Raw genomic sequence first — 15380 nt, 5'->3', positions numbered from 1 at the left:
AAAAGCTGGGCACTTCGCTCCGTCATTCAAGGCATAACAGGCCCTAGAAATAAATTGCATGAAAATCAGAATTTTCTGCCAAATTTTTTAGTTTCATCGCTTACACTACGGTTACTTCGTTACGTACGTAAAAAATTTATCCAAAAATGATTATTATCAAGGGCATTCCCTTCTTATTTTTTACAACGACTGGGTGGTTTAAAACACCCTCATTCTGATTTTTCGGCTCACAGAAAACACCAATAGTTACGGATCTAATTATATAAAACTATAATATATTCTTCACAAAAAACTGGCAGTCTACTTAAGCATAATGGTAAAATGATCACACCATGGAATTACATCAACTCAGAATTTAATTTAATTAAAAAATTCCTCATCTTTCCTGCCGTTAGATATCCAGGTCGTGGATTTTCCGTAATTGATGGATGATTTATTCTATATCACAAAAATTTATCGTACAATGTAAATTGTTCTATTTGTAATTTCTCTATATTGTTGTTTAGGAAATTCACCCAATTCGAACAGACGCAATGTAGCCCCGACGTTGGGAACATCTTTCTTCTAACATTAATGGATGACGAGCCATTACAAAATATTATGACATCAGGCTCTAGAATATTTATGGTTGATTTTAATAAAATATCTGACATTTCTATGATTTTATCATATGAGGTGTATTTTTTCTTGACGGCATACCCTCCTTCCACGAAAAATAGTGGAGATTTTCCCAGCCAATATTTCCATAACCAGATACTTCTCCTAACTCTCTTAAAAAATTGAAGAATGTTGAGCCTTTATCTTTTTTCTAGTATATATCTATTTAAATGCGACTCCTGCTTAAGTGGAGATTTTTCAATATAATCATAAGTATCTATAAAATTATTCTGGTCAGTAATGACGTTCCATCTTTTTGTTTCTCTTCCAACCACAAGTATCCTTTTTCCAACATCCCAAGACTTCAGAAAAGATGTTAAAAACAGTCCAGACAAGTTTTTATATAATTCAGATTTTTTCAAATATCTCTTTGTTGTATTTTTATATAATATAGAAGTATGTATTTCTAAGAAATTCACGCCCGATGTTCAAAGGAAACCCCCGAATTCTATTGCGTATTACCCATTGTTACAATGGATTTCGTTGAATGAAAAGTGCCATTTCTCATCTTGAAAACTGACTCTGACGGAAGGTGATATGCCTACCGCTCCACGTATCCGGCGCCGAAATACAACACAAGTCGTCCGAAAACATTATAAGGCCTGCCGGAACCATCGATGCAAAGTGTCTCACCTCTGACACACTTTGGTCAAGGCAATACAAGTTGGCGTGATCACGTGAGCTAATCGCTGGCCGGAATTATATCGGGTGTGGCGAGACACTTCTCAGCTTTGGCGGCGCTCGTCAGGTGGAGCCAATTCACCGGCGGCGGCGCCATGGAAGAGCTGGGAAAGACGTGCAACATGCAGACAAGCATCTCAAGAATGTTGTCTATAATAACAACGATTCTTGTCGGAGCCATCGGGCTCTTTCTATTCTTTGGCGGAGCGCAGCTCCTGCTTCTTGGCGGGTCGTGGTTTTATATCGCGGCCGGCGGTGTTTTTCTGGCGGTGGCGGCCACCGGCCTCAAAACGCCTCGCCTCGCGCTGCGCATCTATGCGGGGTTGCTACTGTTCGCGACGCTTTGGTCGCTTTTGGAGGTCGGCTTCGACATCTGGGGACTGGAAGTCCGTCTTCTAACGCTGATCGCCGTGGGCGCATGGCTGCTACTCCCCTGGGTCTGGAGGCTTTCCAACAACTGGCTCTCCGACAAGCGTGAAGTCCTGGGGGCGATGGGGGTCAGCGTGGCCGCTCTAGTCGTCAGTTGCTTCACGTCCTATTCGATCAACGGCTCCGTCCCGTCGGATCGTATGGCCGCGCAGGGGCAGCCGGACACCGGTTTGCCGGAGATGCCTGCCGCCGACTGGCAGGCGTACGGCCGCACTGTTGGCGGCGATCGGTATTCGCCACTGGATCAGATCACGACGAAGAACGTGTCGCACCTGAAGCGCGCGTGGATCACCCGGACGGGCGACACGCAGCAGACGGGGGAGGGAACGGTCGCCGGTCCGGATCAGGGGCATGAGTTCAATCTTGAACTGACCCCGATCAAAGTCGACAACACGCTGTATATGTGCACGCCCCATAGCCAAGTGATCGCTATGGACGCCGCCACGGGCAAGATCAAATGGAAGTTCGACCCGCATCCGGCGGAAGCCGATTTGGCGAAGAACGTCTACCTCGCTTGCCGTGGCGTTTCATATTACCGGATTCCGGACGAGATCCAGACCGGTTGCCGCGCGCGTATCTACTCGCCAGTTGCGGACGTGCGAATGGTCGCGCTGGATGCGGAAACGGGTAAGCCCTGTGACGATTTCGGCGATCACGGCTTCATCTCCCTGCGTCAATATCTCGGCCATGTGCCGCATGGTTTCCACTTCGTGACGTCGCCGCCGCTTGTGGCCAAAAATCGCGTCATCACGGGCGGCTGGGTTTTCGACAATCAGGCGAATTTCGAACCGTCCGGCGCAGTGCGCGCGTTTGACGCGACGACGGGCGAGATCGCGTGGGTGTGGGACGCCGGGCACAATCCTGAGACGTTTAAGCCCGGTCCAGATGACGTTCTGACGCGTGACACCCCGAACGGGTGGGGCGTCTATACGGCTGACACGAATCTCGGCCTCGTTTACGTTCCCACGGGCAACTCTCCGCCGGACAACTGGGGCGGTTCACGGCGCCCGTTCGATGATGCGACGTCTTCCGCCACTATTGCGCTTGATATCGAGACTGGTGAGCGGCGTTGGACCTATCAGACCGTGCATCACGACCTTTGGGATATGGATATTCCGTCCGGGCCGTCGATGGTCGATCTGCCGGACTCCAGTGGCCAGATGGTCCCTGCGCTGGTTCAGAGCACCAAGCGAGGCGAGTTCTTCGTCCTTGACCGCCGCACGGGCGTGCCAGTGCCGGGCTACCCTGTAGAAGAGCGTGCGGTGCCGACTGCGGGCGTGGCCCCGGACGACCGCATTTCTCCGACGCAGCCTTTCCCGGCGGCCATGCCCTCGCTGACGCCTCCAGATCTCAAAGAGACGGACATGTGGGGCGCCACGCTGCTTGACCAGATGGTGTGCCGCATCCAGTTCCGGCAGTCGGCCTATGACGGGCAGTTCACGCCGCCGCATGTCGGTAAGACCACGATCGTCTACCCGGCGTTCTACGGCATCGTAGATTGGCAGGGGATCACGATTGATCCGCAGCGCAAGATCATGCTGGCGAATGCGAGCTATCTGCCGTTCCGCATCAAACTCGACCATCGACGGACTCTCGAAGATCCCGGCGTTCTGCCGAAGTGGAACGGCAATGGCGAAGAGCCCGCAGCCAAGGGTGACGCGCTTTCAGTCTCTCCGGATTACGGCACGCCCTATATCGCCTACACTAACCCTTGGCTGAATCCGCTGCAGATTCCTTGCAAGGGGCCTGTCTGGGGCACGCTCACGGCGATCGACCTGGTCACCAAAAAGATCGTGTGGCAGCACCCAGTTGGAACGACGCGCGATACGGGCCCCTTCCGCACGCACACCAACCTGCCGCTACCGACCGGGATGTATAACATCGGCGGCAACATCGTCACCAAAGGCGGCGTAGTCTTCATGGGCGCCACAGCTGACGATTATCTCCGGGCGTTCGACCTGAAGACTGGCGAGGTTATCTGGAGCGACCGTCTGCCTGCGGGCGGGCAGGCGACGCCGATGTCCTACGAAGTCAACGGCAAGCAGTACGTCCTGATTGCTGCTGGCGGTCACGGTGGTCTGGCCACGAGAAGCGGTGATTACATCATCGCTTATGCTCTGGACGATCAGCAGGGCGCTGAGGCGCACTGATCGGCAACGATCACAGTCTTCGACTTCAACGGAGCGTCCGCAGGGTTAAGCGGACGCTCCCCCTGATCTGACGGAAATAACACCATGCGCGTGACAGAATGGGCGAGTGTTCGCCGTCTCTCCGTGTTTTCGCTGCTTACGACGGGCTTGACCCTGAGCGTCTGCTCGGGCGCGCAAGCCTCGGACATTACATTGGGTATCATCGGGCCACACGAATACGATTTGCCTGTCGACTTTTCCCCATTCAACGTGCTGGTTCAGTATGGCGATGGCAATGCTGCGGGCTCGACTTACAACGGGCAGGGCACGCGTCAGGCCAAAGGGGGAAGCCACACCTGGTCGGGTCTTACCAAATACGTCCATTTCCGCAGTTTCGATGCAATTCCACATGTCGGTTTTGCTTTCGAGGTCATTCAGTCTGAAAGCTACGTGCTCGCCAACGGAACGAATTACGGTGGACTGGGTGGCACCATTGTGGGGCCAGCCGCGTGGTTCAAGCCGAACGCGCACAGCACGTTCGGATTTCAGACCTTCATGCAGACGCCTTCAGGCACGCGATATTCGCTCGCGTCACATAACTGGTCGAATATATCGAGCTTCATTTTTGACTATGAGTGGAAGCATTTCAGCTTCGACGGAGATGCAGGCGCCGTTACAAGTTCAACGCGTCACGTTCGTGGGCAGGACAGCTATTATCCTGGCGTAGTGTTTTACTCCAACCTGCGTTTCAGCTGGAAGGCGACGAAACTTTTTGAGCCTTTTCTGGCGTTTGACTGGCAGAATGTCGCAGGCACATATAACAACACTCAAAATGCATACGTAAACGATTCCTATAGCCGGGAGACAGCTCTCGGTCTGGGGGCGATGCTCAATATCTCGAAGCACTACTCCTTTACCGCGAGATATTCGCACTCTGTGGAGGGGCGCAATGTTCCGGAAACAAATGCTTATTATATAAAATTTGTTTATCTGTGGTGATTTCTCGGTATTCAAATTATAACCATAGACGTAATGGGAGCGCCACGCCGATACGCTCCTCTCGTCTATTTATTTGAATCTCTGTGCGTTCTTCTTGGCTAATGTAACCTCTTGCAAGGGGATGTCAGGCGTTCGAGGCGAGCCGTCACCGTCCTTGCGAGGCACGCCTGCGCTTCGGCGCGTCGTCAGAAATTACGCGTGACGCCACCCATGATCGTTCTTGGCGTGCCAACCGTGGTTCGAGTTAGCGATGCTGATGGAAAATATCTTTTGTCAGCAGCATTTTGCACATTGAGTTGAGCACTCCAAGGTCCCCTCTCGTAATACAGGGCAAGGCTAATCAGGGTATAAGCCGAAGTTTTATATGTGCGCCCGTAATACGGATCGCGCGGCGTATAGTTATCAGCAGGACTGGCGCCCTCGACATGCACGCCACCGCCAAATCCCAAACCTTTAAGAGCGCCGGCAGGCAAAGTATATTTTGTCCAAATATTGAAAATATGATGCGGCACGCCAGCAAGCCACAAAGAGCCGCCGTTAGGGAGAAGCCTGTTATCCTTAGTGATTTTCGTATCAAGATATGTGTAGGCTAATGTCGCGTTCCAGTTCGGTCTGATACTCCACTCGCCCTCGAGCTCAAACCCCTTGCTGGTCTGCTCTCCCTGCGCGATCGAATACAGCGGATGCGCCGGGTCTGTCGTTGCGACATTTGTTCTTGATAATTGAAATAACGTCGCCATTCCTCGCACAGAACCGTCGTGGCTTTGCGCTTTCAGTCCGAACTCATAATCAGTACCTATCTGCGGAGGAAGGATATTTTGCCTGTAATCTACGGAGGTCGTCGGGAGGAAAGCGCGTGACCAATTGAAGTAGAACGCTATTTGGTCGACAAAATTCCACGTAAAGCCCGCGTGTGGGCTAAACGCTGTTGTTGGCGGGTTACTACCGCCACGGCCGGCGGTCGCGCGATCCCACCGAACTCCAAATGTCGCCGCCACTCGCTTTCCCAACTTGAGATGATCCTGAATATACGTTCCGAATTGGTCTTGTCTTGCCTTTGATATTGTCGCCCCCGGAAGCATATCTAAGACATTACCATAAACTGGATTTACGAGAGAAAGAGCTGTCGTGGTTGCGTAACCGGTCGTTGAATTCGTTCCGTTAATTCCGTAATCGACGCCAATCAGCATGTAGTGAGAGGACCACTCGCCTGTGTGGAAGCGAAGATTAACGTTGGTGTCAATTCTTATATCGTGACCGTGATTGTTGTAAGGTCCGTAGTAATATCGGCTGACACTCGATAGATCAGGTGCATAAGAACCAGCGAATAGCCAGCGATTATATGTCTGCCTATAGACCATGTAACGAAAGCCCTGATGCAGGCCGATCGCGTTGTTGAATCGATGATCCAACATGTATCCCAGATGAACAAAAGTCTGACGCTGCTGAGCGGGATTGTCGACGTCGTTTACGGAGAAATTTCGCGGCAAGTTTCCCCACGGAGAAGGGAGCACCGTCCCGTAACCAGGAATGGCTGTATAAGGGTGTCCGCTTGCACGGCTATAACGAAATAACATGGTGAAATCGGTGTTTTCTGTTGGGCGAACTGAAATAGATGGCGCTATGTATAGCGTTTCCATGTCTGACGCCCGCACAAAGTAATCCTGCTTACGATAGAGTGTATTCAGCCGAGCAGTCACGACTCCGCTCGACGTCAACTTACGGTTTATGTCCGCGCGCCCCTCATAATAGGACCATGATCCACCCTGAGCTGTGAACGTTGCGAAATTTCTGGTTTCTGGTCGTTTGCTGACCATATTCACCAGTCCGGACAAGGGGCCCTGACCGAATAGCCCTGACGCAGGTCCTTTTACGACTTCCAGTCGAGACAATCCGACTGTTTCGTTGATTGCAAGGGAATCAATTGTCTTGAGTCCGTCCAGATATGTCATTCCGGACGTGCTTAAACCGCGCACGCGGATACTGTCATACAATGCGTAACTATCGGCGTAGGAGACTCCCGCCACATTTCGCAATGCATCAGCGAGGCGCAAGACATTTTGGTCATCCATCAATTTTCTCGACACAACAGAAACGATCTGCGGATTCTCCAGAAACGGGATAGACATTTTTGATGCGCTGACTGAAACGTTTTGCTGTCTGGCGGTCACGTTTACCAGTTCGGCCCTCTTGGCGTGAATCTGATGCGTCGTCAATTTCCCGCTTGAACATTCCGCCGCACGGCATGAGCGTTTTTCTTGAGTTTTTTTTGCTGCGCGTGTTTCCGCCAACAACGGCGAAATCATAACATTTAGGCAGATGATGCCGCTAAATGCAGTGGTACAACCGGTATTAAGTAACTTCCGGCTTGTTGAATAATCGCGCATTTTTTGACGCCAGTTTGTTGGGGCGTCCGCGTTCTATGGCAAGTGCGACGCATTCTCAATAAAAAAGATACACACCGCAGAGAAAGACACTTTTTGTCGCATTGAGATACCAATTCGCAATCAAGAATTGTGCGCGCAACGGCATTGACTGCGGCTTCGGGCAGATGCGTTGATACAGCGCTTGGCAATCGAGCCAGACATCCGCACTCTCTGCTTCCGTTCAACACAAGCATCGCTGGAGAGTTGAGTGATTATATGTGCAAACTTTGTTATATTTATAATGAAATTCGATGTTTGAATCTTGAAATTTACTACCGACCTGTCGTTAGCAAGAACAGCCACTCCGGGTTCGTTCACGCAAAGCTATGAACCAAGAGCAGAAGTCCAACTGCCGGGTCTCAGCCAAAGATATAATTACCGCGCAAACGCTGCGTCGTGCACGAAGAACGTCGCCGTCTCCCTCCCATTCCAGGACTCGGCGCGCAGCCATCCCGCCACGTGCAGGAGTGGACGGGCGCGATCTTCCAACGCCGCAGCCAAGGAACTGTCGCCGGCGCGAAACAGAAGAGCCTTGACCGCCGAACGTCCTTCCCCCTCAAGCAGAACGCGCAGGGTTGCGCCGTCTTTGCCTATTCTGTCCGCCCGGACGACCCGCACATGCGTCAGGACCAGCAGCGGCTCTTCATTGCCATTGCCAAAGGGGGCCAGACGACCAAGATCCTTGGCGAGCTCTGTAGTGGCGCCCCCTGAAGTGATCGCTGCGTCTATTTCAAGAACTGTCGTCGCAGGTCTCTGCGCCGCCGCAACAAGGCGGTCGTTGAGAAAAGTATGGAGGGCAGGAATATCTTCCGTAGCCAGACTGAAGCCCGCAGCCATGGCGTGCCCACCGCCGGTCTTCAACAGCCCGGCCTCGCGCGCGGCAATGACCGCCGACCCGAGGTCGATACCCGGAACGGATCGGCCGGACCCCTTGACCACGCCGTCGTCCAGCTCAGCGCCGATCAGAGTAGGGCGATTGAATTTTTCCTTGACCCGTCCAGCGACAATGCCGACTACGCCGACATGCCACTCCTTGCTGGCGAGCAAGATGACAGCGCGTCCGGCCGCACATTGCTCTTCGGCTTGCTCCATGGCGCGGTCGAGGATCGAAGCCTCGACGTCCTGTCGCTTGCGATTAATCGCGTCCAGCCGCTCAGCGATCCACTGCGCGTCATCTTTATCCTCGCTCAGCAGAAGCCTCAGGCCGAGATCCGCCTCGGCGATACGGCCGCCCGCGTTGATACGTGGTCCCAGCGCGTATCCGCACGAGAACGCCGACGGCGCGCTCTGCACACCCGCGACCCCGAGAAGCGTCGACAGCCCCAATCGCGCATGTTTGCCCATAATCCGCAGGCCCTGCGTGACAAAGGCTCGGTTGAGGCCGGTGAGTGGCATGACGTCGCACACGGTGGCGAGCGCAACCAGATCGAGTTGTCGCATTAAATCCGGCGCCGCTCGACCGTCTGCGAACCAGCCACTCCGTCGCAGATCGCGAACCATCGCGACCGCTGTGACGAATGACAGCCCGGCGGCGCACAGTCCGCCCAGCCCCGAAGCGCATTCCGGGCGGTTCGGGTTGATCGTCGCCAGAATCTGCGGCGGAGCCCCTTCGGACTTGTGATGGTCGATCACCACAATGTCCGCGCGGCCGTCCAGACAACTCAGGATATCGCTCGCAGCAGTCCCGCAATCGACGCACACGACCAGGCTGGCGCCGCGCTCGACAAGGGAAAGCAGGGCAGGGGCGTTCGGCCCGTAACCCTCAGTCATACGATCTGGAATATGGGTGTGAACCACGCAACCCAGTTCACGCAGCACATCTGCCATCAAGGCAGACGCGCAGGCGCCATCGACGTCGTAATCCCCAAAAACGCCGACGGCCTCCCTATCGCGCACCGCGCGGGCGAGACGGGCGGCGCCGACGTCCATGTCGATTACACATGACGGATCAGGCATGAGCGCACGCAAAGTAGGCTCAAGAAAGTCTGACGCCGTAGCCAGTCCCACCTCGCGCAACGCCATGATGCGCCCGACGATCTCGGACGTTCCATAACGCTGCGCGATGGCGGAACCCAGACGCATGACGGCTGGCGCCTCAACGCCGTCACGCCAGCGCCAGGGACGCCCCGAACAGCTGGTCTCAACGCCCAGAGCTGCGGATTGGTCCACACGCTCCTCTGCCGCCAGAACGTCGGCTTCGGGCGTCACCGGTTTGTCCGCATACGAAGGGTCGGCACGAAATGAATCAGCGCGCGCCCCAGGTCTTCGTAGCGAAATTATGATGCCCTTCGACGAAGCGCAGCGTGCCGGACTTGGAGCGCATCACCAGTGAATGGGTCGTCGCGTGATCGGCGTGACGACGGATGCCACGCAGCAGGAACCCTGACGTCACGCCGGTCGCCGAAAACAGAACGTCGCCCGAGGCGAGGTCCGTCAGACCCAACTTGCGGTCAGGGTTTTTGCCCGGGTTCATCGTCACGGCGCGCTCACGCTGGGCGTCGTCTTCGAACAAAAGCCGAGCCTGCATCTGCCCGTTCATACAGCGGACCGCAGCGGCGGCGAGAACGCCCTCGGGAGCGCCGCCGGATCCGGCGTAAATATCGACCGAACCCTGCGTGAAACAGGCGTCGATAGCAGCAGCGACGTCTCCGTCGGAAATCAGCTTTACACGGGCGCCAGCTTCACGCGTCTTGGCGATCAACTCGGCATGGCGGTCACGGTCCAGCGCGCACAGGACAATCTCGCCAATATCCTTGCCCCGGGCTTTGGCGAGGTTGCGAATGTTTTCTCCAATCGGAGCGTCGAGATCGACGACGCCGTCAGGAAGGCCTGCGCCGACGACGATCTTGTCCATGTAGACGTCCGGAGCGTGAAGAAAATTGCCTTTCTCGGCCAATGCCACGACGGTCAGCGCGTTCGGAAGATCCTTCGCACAGAGCGTGGTGCCTTCGAGCGGATCGACGGCGATGTCCATGGCCGGGCCACCGGCGCCGACTTTTTCGCCGATATAGAGCATCGGCGCTTCGTCCATTTCGCCTTCGCCAATCACGACCGTGCCATCGATAGCAACGGTGTCGAACGCTGTCCGCATGGCCTCAACGGCTGCGCCGTCAGCTTCGTTCTTGTCGCCTCGGCCGGTCCAGTGCGAGGAGGCGAGCGCTGCGGCTTCGGTCACACGCACGAGTTCGAGCGCGAGATTGCGATCCGAGACGATAAAACTTCCCTTGCGCGTGTCAGCCGACATTCTTCGTTCTCCGAGATGATGTTCTGATTGCGTGGCATGTCGCGCTGCAGGTTGCAAACGCGGGCGCCGCGACCGGGGTCGCTCTCAGCGCGTATGGGCCGGATCGTGACTCGGACATGCGAGTCTCGTCGAGAGTTAGTTTGAGGGAGCCCCGCGCTCCCTCGCTATGGCGCATATCGGTCTTCTTTGCGGCGTCACGTCATAACGACATGTGAAATGACGGCGATCCTAAAATTCGCCCACGGTCTGATCGATGGGTTCTGCAAGCGGGCGGGCGCAAAAAATGCTCCGCTCTCTTAGTAGCGGCGGCGGACGTGGCTCAGATGGTCTCAATCCGGATCAGGATCGGAGTTTCCGACACCACCGGTAGAGCAGCGATACGTGTCGTCGCGTCCTGCATACCCGCCTCGCGCGTCGGATGCGTCACCAGGATCAGAGGGACGTCGGCGCCAGCCTCCACAGCCGGGTGCTGCACCATGCTGTTGAGCGACACGCCACAATCTCGAAGAATAGCGGTGATGTCAGCAAGCACGCCCGCACGATCGGCGACGCTAAGACGCAGATAGAACGCGCCCTCGCGCTCCGAAATCGGACGGCTACGGACTGGTTCCAGTTCCGCCGCGCTTACACCCCACACCGACGCGGGTTTGCCACGCGCCAGATCGATCAAGTCTGCTGCGACAGCGCTCGCCGTCGGTCCGGCGCCGGCGCCGCGTCCTTCGACCATGAGCCGCCCAACGAACGCGCCCTCGGCGATCACCGCGTTGAACACGCCATCCACCTGCGCGATGGGCGAAGTATGCGGTACGAGGCAAGGCGACACACGCGCCTCGATCCCCCGTTCGGTCTGCCGGGTCAGTCCCAGCAATTTGATACGATAGCCGAGCGCCTTCGCCGCGCTCAGATCCAGCGCTCCTATCTGACGGATACCTTCGACATGCACACTGTCGAACTGAACCGGACGTCCGAACGCGAGAGATGCGAGGATCGCCAGCTTGTGCGCTGCGTCCACGCCATCAACGTCGGTCGACGGGTCCGCCTCGGCGTAGCCCAGCGCCTGAGCCTCGGCCAGCACGTCGGCGAAATCGCGCCCTGTCTCGCGCATCGCGGTGAGAATATAGTTGCAGGTGCCGTTCAGGATGCCGCCAATCCTTAACAGCCGGTCAGCCGCCAGCCCTTCGCGCACCGTCTTGATGGCCGGAATGCCGCCTGCGACCGCCGCTTCGTAAAGCAGGGGCGTGGACTGCTTTTCGCTCAGGCGGCCGAGGGCCTCGCCGTGAACGGCGACGAGCGCCTTGTTCGCGGTGACGACCGGCTTGCGATTGGCGAGCGCCGCCTCGACCAGTTCGCGGGCTTTACCCTCTGCGCCGCCGATCAGTTCAACCACTACATCAACGTCCGGATCCGTCGCCAGCTCCGCCGCATCGTCATGCCAGCGACAGGCGCCGAGATCCACGCCACGGTCGCGCGTGCGATCACGCGCCGCTACCGCCGTAATGACGATTGGCCGTCCCGCGCGGGCGGTAATCAGCTCGGCGTTGTCACGCAGCAGGATGGCGAGACCAGCGCCGACGGTTCCAAGACCGGCGACGCCAAGGCGCAGCGGCTGCCCGGCGGCGGGCGAGGCGGACAGGGAGGCTCCAGACGTCACGATGCGGTGTTCTCCTCAAGAGCAGCGGATTGGGCGGCCGAGGGCGCGCCGGGTTTGGGTGCGATTCCGTGGGCGGAAAGGAAGCCGCGGATGGCGCGCGTGGCCTGACGCAGACGCTGCGTGTTCTCAACCAGGCCGATGCGCACAAAGCCTTCGCCATATTCGCCGAAGCCGAGCCCCGGAGCGACGGCCACGCCCGCCTCCTGCAACAGCAGCTTGGAGAACGCTACACTGCCCATGTCGCGGAAGCGCTCGGGGATCGGCGCCCAGGCGAACATTGACCCTTCGGGCGAAGGCACCTCCCAACCGGCGGCATGCAGGCCGCGCAACAGCACGTCGCGACGTTCCTTGTAGAGCGCACGAATCTCAGCCACGCAGTCCTGCGGTCCGCTGAGAGCCGCGACGGCGGCCACCTGGATCGGGGTGAATGCGCCGTAGTCGAGGTACGACTTGATCCGCGTGAGCGCGCTGATCAGACGCGGATTGCCCGCCGCGAAGCCCATGCGCCAGCCCGCCATCGAATAGGTCTTCGAAAGCGACGTGAATTCGACGGCAATGTCTTTCGCGCCCGGAACGGCGAGGATCGAAGGCGGGACGAGGTCGCCGAAATAGATTTCCGAGTAGGCGAGATCGGAGAGGATAAAAATTTCCTCACGCCGGGCGAACGCTACGAGCTCCTTGTAGAAATCAAGATCCGCCAGAAACGCCGTTGGATTCGACGGGAAGTTGACAATCAGGGCGGTCGGCTTCGGTACCGAATGGCGGACCGCGCGATCGAGCGCGCGCAGCATGTCCTCGCCCGGATAGGCCGGAACGGAGCGGACCGACGCCCCTGCGATGATGAAGCCGAACTGATGAATAGGGTAGGACGGGTTCGGGACGAGGATTGTGTCGCCGGGGCTGGTTATCGCCGCTGCAAGGTTCGCAAGGCCTTCCTTGGAGCCAAGCGTCGCGATGACCTCCGTCTCAGGATCCAGCTTGACATCGAAGCGGCGCTCGTAATAGCCCGCCAGCGCCTTGCGCAGCCCGGGGATGCCCCGGCTGACCGAATAACGGTGCGAACGCGGGTCGGCCACCGTCTCGATCAGCTTCTTGACGATGTGCGGCGGGGTCGGGCTGTCAGGATTGCCCATGCCGAGATCGATGATGTCCTCGCCCCGGGCCCTGGCGGCGGCCTTGGCCTTGTTGACCTCCGCAAAAACGTAGGGAGGAAGGCGACGGATGCGATGGAACTCTTCGGTCATGGCCGGTCTGTCCTGAGGGCTGTAGCCGCCCTTTCTGTTGCCGTCCGGGCTGCATGCCGTTCTGGCGGGACCGAGACGTATAGGAAGCCCCGGCAGGGCAGGCAAGGCGCAGGCGCACACAGTGGACGTCGCGGCGCAATTTTATACCCTTGTATGCGCGCGCCGGGCCTGGGGAAACGCTCCCGCGGAACAACATTAAAACAGCTCGGGTCCCGCACCTCGTGTGAACCTGCGCCCCCAGGCGAAAATGGCCATAAGGTTGCGCGTGAGAGCAGACCAAACCGCAAGGAAATGAAAAACCTCAGTCAGAAAAAGTTCGTTCTGTGGAGTAGCGGGTGGGCGACCAGCCTAGCGTCGATTTATGGAAGCGCGAGGTGTCGTCGTGACGGGTGGCCGTCACTGGGAAAAAACTCTAAGGGAACTCGCTACAAATGCAGCGAGACGTTGCGCTCATTGCCAGATCATGGAGTGTATGAATGCGCGCGAAACCCCACCGCCAAGCATTAATTAACGTATCAATGTGGATCATGTTTTTCGCGTCTCTGGTAAGTGTTTCATTCCGCCAAAAACAAGACATAAACTACGATCAGATTAATTATCATTATTACGTTTCTTACGCTCTTATTCACTGGCGTTACTGGCGGGATATCGCACCAGCGCAAATAGTTCACACTTACCTTAATCCCCTCATTTATGTCCCGTGGTACGCAGCGACGACACTTGTGGGACCCAAATTCGCGACACTCTTACAATGCGCCCTCCAGTCGACGGCGATCTTCCCGTTGATGGGCGTGGTCCGAATTCTGCTTCCGGGTCAAAAGAACGCGTCACGCCTTCCAACCCGAATATTGACGATCGTGCTCGCTTTGGCCTCGCCCATGCTTTGGTCTGAGGCGGGGACATCATTCGCCGACGCCGCTCTGGCGACGCCAATTGTCGCGTCCCTGTATTTCTGCCTGAAGTGGCGCCGCTCAGGGGATGACCGAAATCTGACTCTGTCTGGTCTGTGCCTCGGCGTGGCGGCGGGACTCAAACTTACCTGCGGGATTTACGAACCCGGGCTTCTTCTGATCGGCGTAATGCCCTTCGTCCGAGGACGCATTTCCTTTCGGGCGCTTGCGATGCAACCGATGGCGTTCATGATGGGACTGATTGCTTCATCGGGCTGGCTGTTCGCCCTGTGTTTTCTGAAATTTAGAAACCCTGTTTTTCCTTATTTCAACAGCGTCTTTCACGCCGTAGAGGGCGCGAACCGATCATATCGCGATACCGCGTACGTTCCTCATTCCCTGTTGAGCGCCCTGTCATTTCCGCTTCGCTGGGCGCAGGGCGGGTCGATCACGTCCGAACTGTTTTTCCGCGATATTCGCCCCCTCATCGCGCTCGCGTTGATCTGCGCTCTAGCCGTCGGCCTGATCGCGCCGCGACTGCGGCTTCGGCGCCAGCAGTGCGAACACACCGAGTCACCCGATCTCCTTATCGACGTGATCGTATTCTTCGTGGCTTCAATTGTCGTCTGGATGTGCGCATTTTCAATACAGCGTTATTTTTTGCCGGGAGAAATCATCTCAGGCGTCATAATCGGCGCCTGCCTGGACCGACTGCTCTCCGCGCGGTTTTCCGTTGCGTTGCTCATCGTGATTGAGGTCGGATCGTTCGCCAGCCTTCGTATCTCCGACTGGGGGCACACGAACTGGCTGCGCACCACATATGATCTGACCATACCGGCGCAATTTCAGGATGCGACCATGGTTTTTATTGCGGGCGAACCATTTGCGTTTGCTGGCACGTTCTTCTCGCCTGACGCGACGTTGGTTGGCATGACAGACTGGGACAACCGCAACCCGTCGCAGAATTCTCCTTTCACGCGGCAGATTAAAGAGGAGTTGGCGACGGCGGGGGCGAAGCCCGCCGTTATCT

8 protein-coding genes are annotated in these 15380 nt (G+C 56.7%); 3 read left to right on the top strand and 5 right to left on the bottom strand.

Annotation, left to right across the window (positions count from 1 at the left end; all coding sequences use genetic code 11):
- Nucleotides 1–1481 precede the first annotated feature (1481 nt).
- Together HK28_RS12760 and HK28_RS12755 are read left to right on the top strand one after the other, a co-directional pair.
- The gene (locus HK28_RS12760) at nt 1482–3917 is read left to right on the top strand and encodes a membrane-bound PQQ-dependent dehydrogenase, glucose/quinate/shikimate family (RefSeq protein ID WP_369823663.1); all 2436 of its coding nucleotides are present in this window, start codon (nt 1482–1484) and stop codon (nt 3915–3917) included.
- Nucleotides 3918–4001: 84 nt separating this feature from the next.
- The gene (locus HK28_RS12755; protein ID WP_086644922.1) at nt 4002–4895 is read left to right on the top strand and encodes a transporter; all 894 of its coding nucleotides are present in this window, start codon (nt 4002–4004) and stop codon (nt 4893–4895) included.
- 185 nt (nt 4896–5080) lie between these two features.
- Here the strand turns inward: HK28_RS12755 and HK28_RS12750 are convergent, their stop codons facing one another.
- The 5 genes from HK28_RS12750 to HK28_RS12730 form a co-directional block, all read right to left on the bottom strand.
- Nucleotides 5081–7282, bottom strand: a complete 2202-nt coding sequence (locus HK28_RS12750; protein WP_233140533.1) for a TonB-dependent siderophore receptor — start codon at nt 7280–7282, stop codon at nt 5081–5083.
- 414 nt (nt 7283–7696) lie between these two features.
- Entirely contained in the window at nt 7697–9403 is a 1707-nt protein-coding gene (gene recJ / locus HK28_RS12745) for a single-stranded-DNA-specific exonuclease RecJ (protein ID WP_086644924.1), read from the bottom strand.
- Between the two features lie 163 nt (nt 9404–9566).
- Nucleotides 9567–10565, bottom strand: a complete 999-nt coding sequence (gene glpX, locus HK28_RS12740) for a class II fructose-bisphosphatase (RefSeq protein WP_086644920.1) — start codon at nt 10563–10565, stop codon at nt 9567–9569.
- A gap of 319 nt (nt 10566–10884) precedes the next feature.
- Complete coding sequence (locus HK28_RS12735) at nt 10885–12216, bottom strand: homoserine dehydrogenase (protein ID WP_233140532.1); 1332 nt, start codon at nt 12214–12216, stop codon at nt 10885–10887.
- Nucleotides 12213–13460: an LL-diaminopimelate aminotransferase gene (locus HK28_RS12730; protein ID WP_086644919.1), complete on the bottom strand. Its 1248-nt coding sequence runs from the start codon at nt 13458–13460 to the stop codon at nt 12213–12215. The genes HK28_RS12735 and HK28_RS12730 overlap by 4 nt, the downstream gene beginning before the upstream one ends.
- Nucleotides 13461–13936: 476 nt before the next feature.
- On the opposite strand from HK28_RS12730, the gene HK28_RS12725 reads away from it, so the two are divergent.
- Nucleotides 13937–15380 (top strand): glycosyltransferase family 87 protein (locus tag HK28_RS12725; protein WP_143217424.1); only part of this gene is annotated, 1444 nt, incomplete at its 3' end.

Origin of the sequence: Acetobacter sp. DsW_063, assembly GCF_002153745.1 — a bacterium.
Lineage (GTDB): Bacteria > Pseudomonadota > Alphaproteobacteria > Acetobacterales > Acetobacteraceae > Acetobacter.
The sequence above is the reverse complement of the archived record's forward strand: the minus strand, read 5'-3'. Positions and strand labels throughout refer to the sequence as shown.

Bases quoted from the DNA above. Each gene is read 5' to 3' on its own strand.
- HK28_RS12760 (WP_369823663.1), top strand. From the start codon at position 1,482: ATGTTGTCTATAATAACAACGATTCTTGTCGGAGCCATCGGGCTCTTT.
- HK28_RS12755 (WP_086644922.1), top strand. From the start codon at position 4,002: ATGCGCGTGACAGAATGGGCGAGTGTTCGCCGTCTCTCCGTGTTTTCG.
- HK28_RS12750 (WP_233140533.1), bottom strand. From the start codon at position 7,282: ATGCGCGATTATTCAACAAGCCGGAAGTTACTTAATACCGGTTGTACC.
- recJ (WP_086644924.1), bottom strand. From the start codon at position 9,403: ATGCGTCTGGGTTCCGCCATCGCGCAGCGTTATGGAACGTCCGAGATC.
- glpX (WP_086644920.1), bottom strand. From the start codon at position 10,565: ATGTCGGCTGACACGCGCAAGGGAAGTTTTATCGTCTCGGATCGCAAT.
- HK28_RS12730 (WP_086644919.1), bottom strand. From the start codon at position 13,460: ATGACCGAAGAGTTCCATCGCATCCGTCGCCTTCCTCCCTACGTTTTT.